Genomic DNA, 13,243 nt, shown 5'->3' with positions numbered 1-13,243 from the left:
ATCCCAGACAGCGCCAACCGACCGGTGTTGCCCATGGACGAATCCCCGGCTTATGCTCCGTAAAATTTCTCAAACACAATAATCAGGATTACGCACATGAACGCCCGTGTTCAGCAACCTGTTCCGAGCCATTCGCACGCCGCCTCTTACTACGCCGCCAGCAGCCTGCCGCAACCGGATCATCCGCTGCTGCAGGGCGAGCTGGTGGCGGATGTCTGCGTGGTCGGTGGCGGGTTCTCGGGATTGAACACAGCGATCGAACTGGCCGAGCGCGGCATGAGCGTAGTGCTGCTGGAAGCGCACAAGATCGGTTGGGGGGCCAGCGGGCGCAACGGCGGTCAACTGATTCGCGGCGTCGGTCATGGCCTCGAACAGTTCGCCCCGGTGATCGGTGCCGACGGCGTACGCCAGATGAAACTCATGGGCCTAGAAGCCGTGGAAATTGTCCGACAACGAGTCGAGCGTTTTCAGATCCACTGCGACCTTACCTGGGGTTACTGCGACCTCGCCAACAAGCCAGGCGACCTGGAAGGCTTCGCGCAAGACGCCGAAGAACTGCGCAGCCTGGGTTATCGCCATCAGACCCGGCTGCTGCAAGCCCACGAGATGCACAGTGTGGTGGGCTCGGATCGCTACGTCGGCGGCCTGGTCGATATGGGCTCGGGCCATCTGCATCCGCTGAACCTGGCCCTGGGCGAAGCCTGCGCCGCGCAGCAACTGGGGGTCAGGCTGTTCGAGCAATCGGCGGTCACCCGCATTGATTACGGCCCGGAAGTGAAGGTGCACACCCAACAGGGCGCGGTCCGGGCCAAGACCCTGGTGCTGGGCTGCAACGCCTACCTCAATGGGCTCAACCCGGAACTCAGCGGCAAAGTGCTGCCCGCCGGCAGCTACATCATCGCCACTGAACCTTTGAGCGAGGCTCAGGCCCAGGCGTTGTTGCCGCAGAACATGGCGGTCTGCGATCAACGGGTGGCGCTGGATTACTACCGGCTTTCCGCGGATCGACGCTTGCTGTTCGGCGGAGCCTGTCATTATTCGGGGCGCGACCCGCAAGACATCGGCGCGTACATGCGCCCGAAAATGCTCAAGGTGTTCCCGCAACTGGCACAGGTGAAAATCGACTTTCAATGGGGCGGGATGATCGGCATCGGCGCCAACCGCTTGCCGCAGATCGGCCGACTCAAGGATCAGCCCAACGTGTACTACGCCCAGGCCTACTCCGGTCATGGGGTGAATGCCACGCACCTGGCCGGCAAGCTGTTGGCCGAAGCCATCAGTGGGCAACAGAGTGGTGGTTTCGATCTGTTCGCCCAGGTGCCGCACATGACCTTCCCGGGCGGGAAGCATCTGCGCTCGCCACTGTTGGCGCTGGGGATGCTGTGGCATCGGTTGAAAGAGTTGGTTTAGTCCCGGATCCGTGGCGAGGGAGCTTGCTCCCGCTCGGTTGCGCAGCAACCGCAAAAAGAAGGTCTGCTACGCAGCCCAGCGGGAGCAAGCTCCCTCGCCACCGGGTTCCTATTGCTTCAAAGCCGCCAGAACGGCTTGAGCGCCTCCGCCCGCGCCTGCTCCCGGCTCAGCCCAATATCACGCAACTGTTCGGGTGTAAGCTCCAACAAGGCCTTGCGTGTATGCAGGCGACGCCAGAACAGGGCCCAGCGGCTCAGGCCGGACGGAGCACTGGGCAACATCGCATTGCGCAGCTCCTTTTCCTGCCCCGCCGCCAGTTCCTGGCTGTGTAACGTCAGCCGCACATCGCTCAAGCCGTTCATTTTGATCGCTCCTGTTTACTTGGGTAGCCAGAGCTTTCATGATGCGCGGACGGCCATAATCAATACAGATTCAAACAATGTGTTTTATATACATACAGATTGCGGCTTTTCGACACTGAATTGTCTTTTTCCGCCGCAACTGTATTGGTTACCGTTGTCCACTTCATCGAGAGCGCGCCATGACCCTTTATGTGAACCTCGCCGAATTGCTCGGCACCCGCATCGAACAGGGCTTCTACCGCCCCGGCGACCGGCTGCCGTCAGTGCGCGCACTGAGCATGGAGCACGGCGTCAGCCTGAGTACCGTACAGCAGGCCTATCGCGTGCTGGAGGACAGCGGGCTGGCGATGCCAAAACCCAAATCCGGCTATTTCGTACCGGCCAGCCGCGAATTGCCGGACCTGCCGGTAGTGGGTCGCCCGGCCCAGCGACCGGTAGACATCTCGCAATGGGACCAGGTGCTGGAACTGATACGCGCGGTGCCGCGCAAGGATGTGGTGCAACTGGGCCGGGGCATGCCGGATATCAACTCGCCGACCATGAAACCCCTGTTGCGCAGCCTGGCGCAGATCAGCCGCCGGCAAGACATGCCGGGGCTTTATTACGACAACATCTACGGCAACCTCGCGTTGCGCGAACAGATCGCTCGCCTGTCGCTGGACTCTGGTTGCAAACTGGGAGCCGGCGACCTGATCGTCACCACCGGCTGTCACGAAGCGCTGTCGGTCAGCATCCGCGCTACCTGTGAGCAGGGCGATATCGTCGCTGTGGATTCACCCAGCTTTCACGGCGCCATGCAAACCCTCAAGGGCCTGGGCATGAAGGCCCTGGAAATTCCCACCGACCCGCTCACCGGCATCAGTCTGGAGGCACTGGAACTGGCGCTGGAACAGTGGCCCATCAAGGCCATACAGTTGACGCCCAGTTGTAACAACCCGCTGGGCTACATCATGCCCGAGGCCAACAAACGCGCGTTGCTGACCTTGGCGCAACGTTTCGACGTGGCGATTATCGAGGACGATGTGTATGGGGAACTGGCCTACACCTACCCGCGGCCCCGTACGATCAAATCCTTCGACGACGATGGCCGCGTCCTGCTCTGCAGTTCTTTTTCCAAGACACTGGCACCGGGCTTGCGGATTGGCTGGGTCGCACCAGGCCGGTATCTGGAACGGGTGCTGCACATGAAATACATCAGCACCGGCTCCACCGCACCGCAACCGCAGATTGCCATTGCGGAGTTTCTCAAGGGCGGACATTTCGAACCGCATTTGCGCCGGATGCGCACCCAATACCAACGCAATCGCGACGTCATGATCGACTGGGTCAGCCGCTATTTTCCAGCGGGTACCCGCGCCAGCCGCCCGCGAGGCAGCTTCATGCTCTGGGTCGAGCTACCCGAAGGCTTCGACACACTCAAGCTCAATCGGGTCCTGCATGACCAAGGCGTGCAGGTCGCGGTCGGCAGCATATTTTCTGCCTCGGGCAAGTACCGCAATTGCCTGCGCATGAACTACGCTGCCAAACCAACGGCACAGATCGAGGACGCCGTACGCAAGGTCGGCGCCGCGGCCATTGCGTTGTTGAACGAAACCCGACTCGACGCCGTCTGAGCTTTACTCAGGGAAGCAGCACCCACAAGCCGATCAACGCAAACAAGCGGAACGAGCCTACGTGAGATCCAGACCCATCCTGCCTGCGCTCTTGCTAATCGCCTCGCTGCTGGGCGGCTGCGCCAGTTTTGATATCACCCGCGAGCCCTCCCAGGCGCTCCCGGCAACCGACTCTTCGTTCGGCCGCTCGGTACAGGCCCAGGCCGCTCCCCACGAGGGACGCTCAGGCTTCCGCCTGCTCTCTGACAGTACCGACGCCTTCTCCGCCCGGGCCGAGTTGATCCGCAACGCCCAAAGCAGCCTGGATTTGCAGTACTACATCGTTCACGACGGCATCAGCACGCGCATGCTGGTGGATGAACTGCTCAAGGCGGCCGATCGGGGCGTGCGCGTGCGCATTCTGCTGGATGACACCACCAGCGATGGCCAGGATCAGACCATCGCGACCCTCGCCGCTCATCCGCGGATCCAGATACGCTTGTTCAACCCACTCCATCTGGGGCGTGCCACCGGGGTAACCCGCAGCCTGGGACGGCTGCTCAATCTGTCACTGCAACATCGACGCATGCACAACAAACTCTGGCTGGCGGACAACAGCATGGCCATCGTCGGCGGGCGCAACTTGGGGGATGAATATTTCGACGCCGAACCCAACCTGAACTTCACCGACATCGACCTGCTGGGCGTTGGGCCGGTGGCCGAACAATTGGGGCACAGCTTCGACCAATACTGGAACAGCGCCCTGAGCAAACCCATCGAACAATTCCTGTCCCATCGGCCAACCTCCAAGGATCTGGCCAACAGTCGGCTGCGCCTGCAAGAGTCACTGGAGCAGACGCACAAGGAAAATCATGCGCTTTACCAGCAGTTGACCTCCTACCGGACCCAACCGCGCCTGGACATCTGGCGCCGGCAGTTGATCTGGGCCTGGAATCAGGCGCTGTGGGATGCCCCCAGCAAAGTACTGGCCAAGGATGAGCCTGATCCGCAGCTGTTGCTGACCACGCAATTGGGCCCGGAGCTAACGGGGGTCAGTGAGGAATTGATCATGATTTCCGCTTACTTCGTGCCCGGCCAGCCAGGGTTGGTGTACCTGACCAGCCGCGCCGATGCCGGGGTGGCGGTGAGTCTTTTGACCAACTCCCTGGAAGCCACCGATGTGCCGGCGGTGCACGGCGGTTATGCGCCGTATCGCAAAGCGTTGCTGCAACATGGCGTGCGGCTGTACGAGTTACGCCGCCAACCCGGGGACACTGGCGGCAGCAGCCCACATCTGTTCTACAGCAAGTCCTACGGTGAATCGAACTCCAGCCTGCATAGCAAAGCGATAATCTTTGACCGCCAGAAATCCTTCATCGGCTCGTTCAATTTCGATCCGCGTTCAGTGCTGTGGAACACCGAAGTGGGGGTGTTGGTCGACAGTCCCGAACTCGCCAGTCAAGTGCGCGAACTGGCCTTGCAAGGCATGGCCCCGGCCCTGAGTTACCAGGCCCGCCTGAAGGACGGGAAGCTGATATGGACCACCGAAGACAACGGCAAACTGCACGATCTGGACCGCGAACCCGGCAGTTGGTGGCGCCGGTTCAACACCTGGTTCGCCATGACCATTGGCTTGGAACAGATGCTTTAGAGGTCCCGCGGAAACAAGCTCCCTCGCCACGGGATTTGGGTGTGCTCAGGCCGTTTGGGTGGCCCCGAACGCCCCTTGGCGCAATAACAGAATCACCAACCCGAACGCGCCCGCCGCCATGAACAAGGGCAGTGCATGCCCGCTGATCCATTGACTGCCCGCCCCCGCCGCCAACGGACCGATCAGGCAACCGATCCCCCACAGTTGCGCAATGTGGGCGTTGGCCCGCACCAAGGCATCGTCGCGGTAACGCTCGCCGATCAGGATCAGTGACAAGGTGAACAACCCGCCTGCGCTGGCGCCAAACAGCACCCACAATGGCCAGATCAGCAAGGTATCGATCAGCAGTGGAACCGCCAGGCTCGACACCATCAGCGCCACCGCGCATCCCGTGAACAACGACCGGCGTGACAGGCGGTCCGCCAGAGCACCAATCGGCAACTGCAACAAGGCATCGCCGACCACCACCGTACTGACCATCGCCAGCGCAATGTCGGCGCTGAAGCCCTGGCGCAAACAGTAAACCGGCAGCAAAGTCAGGATCATTGCCTCGAACGCCGCGAACAACGACACCGCCCAGGCGATGGCCGGCAACCCCCGGCAGAACGCCCATAGATCCTTGAAAGTGACGCTGCAGGCTTCGCTGGTGGGCGCGCCGCTGCGACCGAGCAACAGCAATGGCGCAACCAGCAACAGACCGACACCCACCCAAAAGCCGTAATCGTGATCAGTCCCCAGCGCGCCCAGCAGCAACGGGCCAGACAACTGGCTCAGGGCGTAGCTGCTGCCGTACAGCGCCACCAACCGTCCGCGCCATTGTTCGATCACCAACTGGTTGATCCAGCTTTCACCAAGGATGAACACCAGGGTCAGGACGACGCCGATCATCAGCCGCAGCAGCAACCAGACCGGATAACTGGGCAACAGCGCCAGCAACCCGATGGACACCGCACCACCCCACAGGCACAGGCGCATCAACGCCGCCGTACCGAACCGCGCCGCGAGCCGGCTCGACGCCTTGGCCCCGACCAGCACCCCAACAGCCGGCATGGCGGCCATCACCCCGATGGCAAACGAACCATAACCCCAGCCTTCCAGACGAAGCGACACCAGCGGCATGCTCACGCCCAGGGCCAAACCAACACTCAGGACAGATGCCAACACGGCGAAATAGGTCGCCCAACGCATTTCCACACTCCTGTGGATGGTTACATTTCAAGCCCTGCGCAAAGCAAATGTGGGAGCGGGCTTGCTCGCGAAGACGGTTTCGCATTCAACAACTAAGTTGACTGAAACTCCGCTTTCGCGAGCAAGCCCGCTCCCACAGGTTTGACGCGGTTACAGCTTGATCCAGGTCGCCTTCAGCTCGGTGTACTTGTCGAACGCGTGCAGCGACTTGTCGCGGCCGTTACCCGACTGCTTGAAGCCCCCGAACGGCGCGGTCATGTCGCCGCCGTCATACTGGTTGACCCATACGCTGCCAGCACGCAGCGCCTTGGCGGTCAGGTGAGCCTTGGAAATATCCTTGGTCCATACCGCCGCAGCCAGGCCGTACGGCGTGTCGTTGGCGATCTGGATGGCCTCTTCGGCGGTATCGAAAGCGATGACCGACAGCACCGGACCGAAAATCTCTTCCTGGGCGATTTTCATGGCATTGCTCACCCCGTCGAAAATCGTCGGCTCGACATAGGTACCGCCGGTTTCTTCGAGGATCCGCTTGCCGCCGGCTACCAGCTTGGCGCCGTCGCTGTGACCGGCCTGAATGTAGGACAGCACGGTATTCATCTGCTGGGTATCCACCAGGGCGCCGACATTGGTGGCCGGGTCCAGCGGGTTGCCAGGTTTCCAGCCCTTGAGGGCTTCAATCACCAGCGGCAGGAAGGTGTCCTTGATGGAACGCTCCACCAACAGCCGCGAGCCGGCGGTGCAGACTTCGCCCTGGTTGAAGGCGATGGCGCTGGCGGCGGACTCGGCGGCGGCTTGCAGGTCCGGGGCATCGGCGAACACGATATTCGGGCTCTTGCCGCCGGCTTCCAACCAGACACGCTTCATGTTGGACTCGCCGGAATAAACCATCAATTGCTTGGCGATTTTGGTGGAACCGGTGAACACCAGGGTATCGACGTCCATGTGCAGAGCCAGGGCCTTGCCAACGGTATGACCGTAGCCAGGCAGCACGTTGAGCACGCCCTTGGGAATACCAGCCTCGACTGCCAGTGCGGCAATGCGGATGGCGGTGAGTGGGGATTTTTCCGATGGTTTGAGCACCACCGAGTTACCGGTGGACAGCGCCGGACCGAGCTTCCAGCACGCCATCATCAAAGGGAAATTCCACGGCACGATCGCGCCGACGACGCCCACCGGTTCACGGGTTACCAGGCCCAACTGATCGTGGGGGGTAGCGGCCACCTCGTCGTAGATCTTGTCGATGGCTTCACCGCTCCAGCTCAACGCTTGAGCCGCGCCGGGAACGTCAATGTTCAGGGAATCGCTGATCGGCTTGCCCATGTCCAGGGTTTCAAGCAGGGCCAGCTCTTCGGCGTTCTGCTTGAGCAAGCCGGCGAAACGGATCATCGTAGCTTTGCGCTTGCTCGGCGCCAGGCGCGACCAGACGCCGGAATTGAAGGTGGCACGGGCGTTTTCGACGGCGCGCTGGGCGTCGGCGACATCGCAACTGGCAATCTTGCCCAGCACACGGCCATCCACCGGGCTGAGGCAATCGAAGGTTTCGCCGGACACCGCATCGGTGTACTCACCGTTGATGAAGGCACGGCCTTCAATGGTCAAGTCGCGGGCGCGTTGTTCCCAGTCGGCACGAGTCAGGGTGGTCATGCGTGTGTCCTCCTCTTATTGAGAATGAACGCCACGCAATGCGCAGCGCTCCAAGAATTCTGCCCGGCCAGCCTGTTTTGGCGCTGTTTTTGGCACAGGGCACCCGCCACCCTAAACCAGCGACCCGTAATGTTTCAATATATTTGACACAACGCGGGCAAACAGCCTTGCGATGTTCGTTTTAATAAACATAGACTTTGGCTCTTCCAGCCATTCGCGCCTTCATAACCGGGGTATTACCGCATGAGCATCCAGGACATCGTCGATTTCAGCCAGGCCAGTACCACCGCCGAACGCTATCGCCCGGACCCGGCCAAGGTGCTCAAGGGCGATCCCGAACAAACGGTGATCAACCACTACAGCAGCCCGTGCGGGCAAATGAATGCAGGCGTTTGGGAAGGTGCGGTCGGCCAGTGGACGGTCAACTACACCGAACATGAGTACTGCGAAATCGTCCAGGGTGTTTCCGTGCTGCGGGACAACGATGGCAATGCCAAGACCCTGCGGGCCGGCGACCGCTTCGTGATCCCGGCGGGTTTCCAGGGCACTTGGGAAGTGCTGGAGCCTTGCCGCAAGATTTATGTGGTGTTTGAACAGAAGGCTTGAGGATTTGCATTGTTAGAGCTGGCCATATCGCGAGCAGGCTCGCTCCCACATGGACGCTGTGTGATGCCTGAGGCACCACCAATTCCTGTGGGAGCGAGCTTGCTCGCGATGAGGCCAAACCTGACAACACAACAACAAAAAAGGCCCGTATCTCGCGATACGGGCCTTTTTCGTAAGTCGGGGAAAATCAATTACTTGATTTTGCCTTCCTTGTAGATCACGTGCTTGCGAACAACCGGATCATATTTCTTGATCTCGATTTTGTCCGGGGTAGTACGCTTGTTCTTGTCGGTAGTGTAGAAGTGACCAGTACCGGCGCTCGAGATCAAACGAATCAATTCACGCATGATTAGCTCCCTTAAACCTTGCCATCGCGACGAAGTTCGGCCAGCACGACACTGATGCCACGCTTGTCGATGATACGCATGCCCTTGGCAGATACGCGCAGACGCACAAAACGTTTCTCTTCTTCAACCCAGAAGCGGTGATGCTGCAGGTTCGGCAGGAAACGACGACGGGTTTTGTTGTTTGCGTGGGAAATGTTATTCCCAGTCACCGGACCCTTACCGGTAACTTGACAGACTCTCGACATGCCTCAGCCCTCTAAAACCACATGCCCAACCCGGCATGGGTTGGCCGCTTAATCTCTCAGTCATTTGGCGCCAGGCGCCGCGTTTCTTTAAGGGTCTTACCGGCTACACCTACAGTGAAGGAACCGGGCCCCTAGAAAAGAGCGCTGCTTTATACCAGAAAGACCACAGCGCAACAACAGCCGGTGTGATTTGTCTTCATAGGAAAGCGCCGATCAGCGCCCCCGAACGGCTGGGGCACAGGCTGCCGCCGCCTTTGACCGCTCGTCGCTGCAGGCCGGTTTTTTTAACCGATGCCGAGCCTGAGCCGTCAATACAGCGCCGCAGAGTGCCGGAAAATGCAAAAAGGGGATAGTCATTTTCCAGCGAGGCCACTAGGGTAGGTCTTTTCCAGACTGCACATGCAGATGGGCCTTCGACTTGCACAGGAAACCGACCATGCGCCTCGCTGCCCTCCCACTGTTGCTCGCCCCTCTGCTGATCAGCCCGCTGGCCCAGGCCGCTGCCCTGAGCGTTTGTACCGAGGCCAGCCCGGAAGGATTCGATGTCGTTCAGTACAATTCGCTGACCACCACCAATGCGTCCGCCGACGTGCTGATGAATCGGCTGGTAGATTTCGACACCGCCAGCGGCAAGGTCATCCCCAGCCTCGCCGAGAGCTGGGAAGTCTCGTCCGATGGACTGACTTACGTGTTCAAGCTGCGCCCACAGGTCAAATTCCACCGGACCGAATACTTCACGCCGCGCCGCGATCTGACCGCCGAGGACGTCAAGTTCAGCTTCGAACGCATGCTTGACCCGGCGAACCCCTGGCACAAGATCGCCCAGAGCGGTTACCCCCACGCCCAGTCCATGCAGCTACCGAGCCTGATCAAGAAAATCGACGCGCTGGACCCGCTGACCGTGCGCTTTATCCTCGATCATGCGGATTCGACCTTCCTGGCCACCTTGAGCATGGGCTTTGCCTCCATCTATTCGGCTGAATACGCCGATCAGTTGATGAAAGCCGGCACACCAAAAGCACTCAACAACCAACCCATCGGCACCGGCCCGTTCATTTTCAACCGGTTCCAGAAAGACGCTTCGATTCGCTACAAGGCCAACCGCGACTATTTCGCCGGCAAGCCCCAAGTGGATCCGCTGATCTTCGCCATCACGCCGGACGCGAATGTGCGCCTGCAAAAACTGCGGCGCAACGAATGCCAGATCGCCCTGTCACCCAAGCCGCAGGACGTCCAGGCCGCCAGGCAGGAGCCGACGCTGAAAGTGGCGCAGACCGACGCCTTCATGACCGCATTCGTGGCGATCAACAGCCAACACCCGCCCTTCGACAAGCCCGAGGTTCGACAAGCCGTCAATCTGGCCTTCGACAAGGCCAGCTACCTCAAGGCCGTTTTCGAGGGCACCGCCGAAGCGGCCAAGGGCCCCTACCCACCGAACACCTGGAGCTACGCCAAAAACTTGCCCGGCTACGCCCATGACCCGGCCAAGGCCCGTGATCTTCTGGCCAGGGCCGGTTTGAAGGACGGCTTTCAGACCACTATCTGGACCCGCCCTTCCGGCAGTCTGCTGAACCCCAACCCCAGCCTGGGCGCGCAACTGCTGCAGGCCGACCTGGCGCAGATCGGCATTCAGGCCGAGATCCGGGTGATCGAATGGGGCGAACTGATCCGTCGCGCCAAGGCCGGGGAACATGACTTGCTGTTCATGGGCTGGGCCGGCGACAACGGCGACCCGGACAACTTCCTCACGCCGCAGTTTTCCTGCGCGGCGGTCAAGTCCGGCACCAACTTCGCCCGCTACTGCAACCCGGACCTGGATAAAGTGATCAGCGCCGGCAAGACCACGAGCGAGCAGGGCGTGCGCACCAAACTCTATGAGCAGGCCCAGGCGCAGATCCAGCAACAGGCCCTGTGGCTGCCCTTGGCGCACCCCACCGCCTTCGCGCTGACCCGCAAGGATGTGCAGGGTTATGCGGTGAGCCCGTTTGGCCGGCAGGATTACTCCAAGGTCAGCCTCAAGTGACCACTGCCCCACAGAGCCCCCCCTTGTGGGAGCAAAGCTTGCTCGCGATGACGTCGTTACATACAACACTTCTGTTGTCAGTAAAACCGCTATCGCGAGCAAGCTTTGCTCCCACAAGGGATTACTCAAGCCTGACCGCGCCTACATCCACCCATACTCCGCCATGGACAGCGGCTCCCCATCGCCAACAATGAAATGGTCGAGCACCCGCACGTCGATCAGCTCCAGGGCCTCCTGGAGCCGCTCGGTGAGCACCCGATCGGCCTGGCTGGGCTCGGTGTTGCCGGAGGGGTGGTTGTGGCACAGGATCAACGCTGCGGCGTTATGAGCCAGGGCGCGCTTGACCACCTGCCGCGGATAGACGCTCGCGCTGTCGATGGAACCGCGAAACAAGGCCTCGTATGCCAGCACCCGATGCCGGGAATCGAGGAACAGGCATCCAAACACTTCATGAGGCTCGTGACGCAACATGGCCTTGAGGTAGTCCCGCACGGCCAGTGGACTCTCCAGCACCGAATCGCGCCGCAGATTTTCGGCCAGATGCCGACGCCCCATCTCCAGCACAGCCTGCAACTGCGCGAATTTCGCCGGGCCCAGCCCCAGCTGTGCGTTGAAGGTATGCAGATCAGCCTCGAGCAAAACCCGCAGGCCTCCAAATTGATGCAGCAGATGTCGCGCCAGGTCCACCGCGCTTTTACCCGACACACCCGTGCGCAAGAAAATCGCCAAAAGCTCGGCGTCCGAAAGACTCGCCGACCCCAACTCCAATAACCGCTCCCGTGGTCGCTCGGCCACCGGCCAATCGCGAATACTCATAGCATCTCCCTGATTGTGGGCGCCGCTGTTCCGTAGCGGTCGCTGTGATATCGTAGCCCATCTTTTTTGCAGGCGATTTGCACCCAGGCAGGCTGCTGCCGAGGGGTTCGCCCTGCACTGACCATTGAAATCGAAAGGCAGGCCTATGCAGCGGCTGTATCGGAAACGCATCGTTCTGGGCGTCGGCGGCGGCATTGCCGCCTACAAGAGCGCCGAGCTGGTCCGCAGGCTTATCGACCAGGGCGCGGAAGTACGGGTCGTCATGACCCGCGGCGGCAGTGAATTCATCACCCCGCTGACCATGCAGGCCCTGTCCGGGCACCCGGTTCACCTGGACCTGCTCGACCCGGCGGCCGAAGCCGCCATGGGTCATATCGAACTGGCCAAGTGGGCCGACCTGGTGCTGATCGCCCCGGCCACGGCTGACCTGATCGCCCGCCTGGCCCAAGGCATCGCGGATGATTTACTGACCACCTTGGTGCTCGCCACCGACGCCGTGGTCGCCGTCGCGCCGGCCATGAACCAGGCCATGTGGCGCGATCCGGCCACCCAGGCCAATCTGCAATTGCTCGAAAGCCGCGCCCTGAAAGTCTTCGGCCCCGCCTCCGGCAGCCAGGCCTGCGGCGATGTCGGCATGGGGCGCATGCTCGAAGCCAACGACCTGGCCCAGTGCGCCGCCGACTGCTTCCAGCGCCAGGCGCTGACCGGCAAGCATGTGCTGATCACCGCCGGTCCGACCCAGGAAAACATCGACCCGGTGCGCTACATCACCAATCACAGCTCCGGGAAAATGGGCTTCGCCCTGGCCGAAGCCGCCGTGGAAGCCGGCGCCCGGGTCACCCTGATCACCGGCCCTGTGCATTTGCCCACCCCTGATCGGGTCACCCGCATCGACGTGGTCAGCGCCCGGGACATGTTGGCGGCCTGCGAAGCGGCCATCCCGTGCGACCTGTTCATCGCCTCGGCGGCGGTGGCGGACTACCGCCCCGAAGTCGTCGCCCCGCAAAAATTGAAGAAAGACCCTACGAGCGGCGACGGCCTGCTACTACAAATGGTGCGCAATCCGGACATCCTCGCGACCATCGCCACCCGCCCGGACCGTCCGTTCAGTGTCGGCTTTGCCGCCGAAACCGAGCACCTGCTCGATTACGCCGCGCGCAAGCTCAAGGACAAGAACCTGGACTTGATCGTCGCCAACGACGTCGCCAACCCGAGCATTGGCTTCAACAGCGAAGAAAACGCCTGCAGCGTGATCGACCGCCAGTTGCACGCCACCCTTTTCGCCCAGACCAGCAAGAGCAAGATTGCCCGCCAGCTGATCACTTTTATCGCCGAACGGCTGAACCAGGTTTAATTGAC

General features: G+C 61.2%; 12 protein-coding genes. 6 read left to right on the top strand and 6 right to left on the bottom strand.

Features of this window, described 5'->3' with window-relative positions; translation table 11 throughout:
• The first annotated feature begins 96 nt into the window (after positions 1–96).
• Positions 97–1,410 carry an NAD(P)/FAD-dependent oxidoreductase gene (locus AAIS01_RS11545; protein ID WP_343469068.1) on the top strand — a complete coding sequence of 438 codons (1,314 nt, stop codon included), beginning with the start codon at positions 97–99 and terminating at the stop codon, positions 1,408–1,410.
• Positions 1,411–1,526: 116 nt separating this feature from the next.
• Here AAIS01_RS11545 and AAIS01_RS11540 read toward each other — a convergent pair whose 3' ends face one another.
• A complete protein-coding gene (locus AAIS01_RS11540) occupies positions 1,527–1,772 on the bottom strand; it encodes a DUF1127 domain-containing protein (RefSeq protein WP_092395024.1) in 246 nt (81 codons plus the stop codon).
• A 179-nt stretch (positions 1,773–1,951) separates the two neighbouring features.
• Between AAIS01_RS11540 and AAIS01_RS11535 the strand changes: the two genes are divergently transcribed.
• Both AAIS01_RS11535 and AAIS01_RS11530 read left to right on the top strand, forming a co-directional pair.
• Entirely contained in the window at positions 1,952–3,385 is a 1,434-nt protein-coding gene (locus AAIS01_RS11535) for an aminotransferase-like domain-containing protein (protein ID WP_343469067.1), read from the top strand.
• Positions 3,386–3,446: 61 nt separating this feature from the next.
• The gene (locus tag AAIS01_RS11530; RefSeq protein WP_343469066.1) at positions 3,447–5,015 is read left to right on the top strand and encodes a phospholipase D family protein; all 1,569 of its coding nucleotides are present in this window, start codon (positions 3,447–3,449) and stop codon (positions 5,013–5,015) included.
• Between the two features lie 45 nt (positions 5,016–5,060).
• Here AAIS01_RS11530 and AAIS01_RS11525 read toward each other — a convergent pair whose 3' ends face one another.
• Positions 5,061–6,203, bottom strand: a complete 1,143-nt coding sequence (locus tag AAIS01_RS11525) for an MFS transporter (RefSeq protein ID WP_343469065.1) — start codon at positions 6,201–6,203, stop codon at positions 5,061–5,063.
• 150 nt (positions 6,204–6,353) lie between these two features.
• Positions 6,354–7,847, bottom strand: a complete 1,494-nt coding sequence (locus tag AAIS01_RS11520) for an aldehyde dehydrogenase (RefSeq protein WP_343469064.1) — start codon at positions 7,845–7,847, stop codon at positions 6,354–6,356.
• A 243-nt stretch (positions 7,848–8,090) separates the two neighbouring features.
• Between AAIS01_RS11520 and AAIS01_RS11515 the strand changes: the two genes are divergently transcribed.
• Positions 8,091–8,453 (top strand): cupin domain-containing protein, encoded by a 363-nt coding sequence (locus tag AAIS01_RS11515; protein WP_343469063.1) that lies wholly within the window; start codon positions 8,091–8,093, stop codon positions 8,451–8,453.
• Positions 8,454–8,644: 191 nt separating this feature from the next.
• On the opposite strand, the gene rpmG is transcribed toward AAIS01_RS11515, so the two are convergent.
• Both rpmG and rpmB read right to left on the bottom strand, forming a co-directional pair.
• The gene (rpmG, locus tag AAIS01_RS11510) at positions 8,645–8,800 is read right to left on the bottom strand and encodes a 50S ribosomal protein L33 (protein ID WP_003177274.1); all 156 of its coding nucleotides are present in this window, start codon (positions 8,798–8,800) and stop codon (positions 8,645–8,647) included.
• A gap of 11 nt (positions 8,801–8,811) precedes the next feature.
• The gene (gene rpmB / locus AAIS01_RS11505; RefSeq protein WP_003177273.1) at positions 8,812–9,045 is read right to left on the bottom strand and encodes a 50S ribosomal protein L28; all 234 of its coding nucleotides are present in this window, start codon (positions 9,043–9,045) and stop codon (positions 8,812–8,814) included.
• Positions 9,046–9,481: 436 nt separating this feature from the next.
• Between rpmB and AAIS01_RS11500 the strand changes: the two genes are divergently transcribed.
• Complete coding sequence (locus tag AAIS01_RS11500) at positions 9,482–11,068, top strand: ABC transporter substrate-binding protein (RefSeq protein WP_343469062.1); 1,587 nt, start codon at positions 9,482–9,484, stop codon at positions 11,066–11,068.
• A 141-nt stretch (positions 11,069–11,209) separates the two neighbouring features.
• Here the strand turns inward: AAIS01_RS11500 and radC are convergent, their stop codons facing one another.
• The gene (gene radC, locus AAIS01_RS11495; RefSeq protein WP_343469061.1) at positions 11,210–11,884 is read right to left on the bottom strand and encodes a RadC family protein; all 675 of its coding nucleotides are present in this window, start codon (positions 11,882–11,884) and stop codon (positions 11,210–11,212) included.
• A 145-nt stretch (positions 11,885–12,029) separates the two neighbouring features.
• On the opposite strand from radC, the gene coaBC reads away from it, so the two are divergent.
• Positions 12,030–13,238 carry a bifunctional phosphopantothenoylcysteine decarboxylase/phosphopantothenate--cysteine ligase CoaBC gene (gene coaBC, locus AAIS01_RS11490; RefSeq protein ID WP_343469060.1) on the top strand — a complete coding sequence of 403 codons (1,209 nt, stop codon included), beginning with the start codon at positions 12,030–12,032 and terminating at the stop codon, positions 13,236–13,238.
• Positions 13,239–13,243: the final 5 nt, after the last annotated feature.

This window comes from Pseudomonas halotolerans (assembly GCF_039581215.1).
In the GTDB taxonomy this organism is placed as follows: Bacteria; Pseudomonadota; Gammaproteobacteria; order Pseudomonadales; family Pseudomonadaceae; genus Aquipseudomonas; species Aquipseudomonas tehranensis.
Note: the sequence above shows the minus strand (reverse complement) of the source record. Positions and strands in the feature narration are given on the sequence as shown.

Bases quoted from the DNA above. Each gene is read 5' to 3' on its own strand.
- AAIS01_RS11535 (WP_343469067.1), top strand. From the start codon at position 1,952: ATGACCCTTTATGTGAACCTCGCCGAATTGCTCGGCACCCGCATCGAA.
- AAIS01_RS11520 (WP_343469064.1), bottom strand. From the start codon at position 7,847: ATGACCACCCTGACTCGTGCCGACTGGGAACAACGCGCCCGCGACTTG.
- AAIS01_RS11515 (WP_343469063.1), top strand. From the start codon at position 8,091: ATGAGCATCCAGGACATCGTCGATTTCAGCCAGGCCAGTACCACCGCC.
- AAIS01_RS11545 (WP_343469068.1), top strand. From the start codon at position 97: ATGAACGCCCGTGTTCAGCAACCTGTTCCGAGCCATTCGCACGCCGCC.
- rpmB (WP_003177273.1), bottom strand. From the start codon at position 9,045: ATGTCGAGAGTCTGTCAAGTTACCGGTAAGGGTCCGGTGACTGGGAAT.
- AAIS01_RS11500 (WP_343469062.1), top strand. From the start codon at position 9,482: ATGCGCCTCGCTGCCCTCCCACTGTTGCTCGCCCCTCTGCTGATCAGC.
- radC (WP_343469061.1), bottom strand. From the start codon at position 11,884: ATGAGTATTCGCGATTGGCCGGTGGCCGAGCGACCACGGGAGCGGTTA.
- rpmG (WP_003177274.1), bottom strand. From the start codon at position 8,800: ATGCGTGAATTGATTCGTTTGATCTCGAGCGCCGGTACTGGTCACTTC.
- AAIS01_RS11540 (WP_092395024.1), bottom strand. From the start codon at position 1,772: ATGAACGGCTTGAGCGATGTGCGGCTGACGTTACACAGCCAGGAACTG.
- coaBC (WP_343469060.1), top strand. From the start codon at position 12,030: ATGCAGCGGCTGTATCGGAAACGCATCGTTCTGGGCGTCGGCGGCGGC.
- AAIS01_RS11525 (WP_343469065.1), bottom strand. From the start codon at position 6,203: ATGCGTTGGGCGACCTATTTCGCCGTGTTGGCATCTGTCCTGAGTGTT.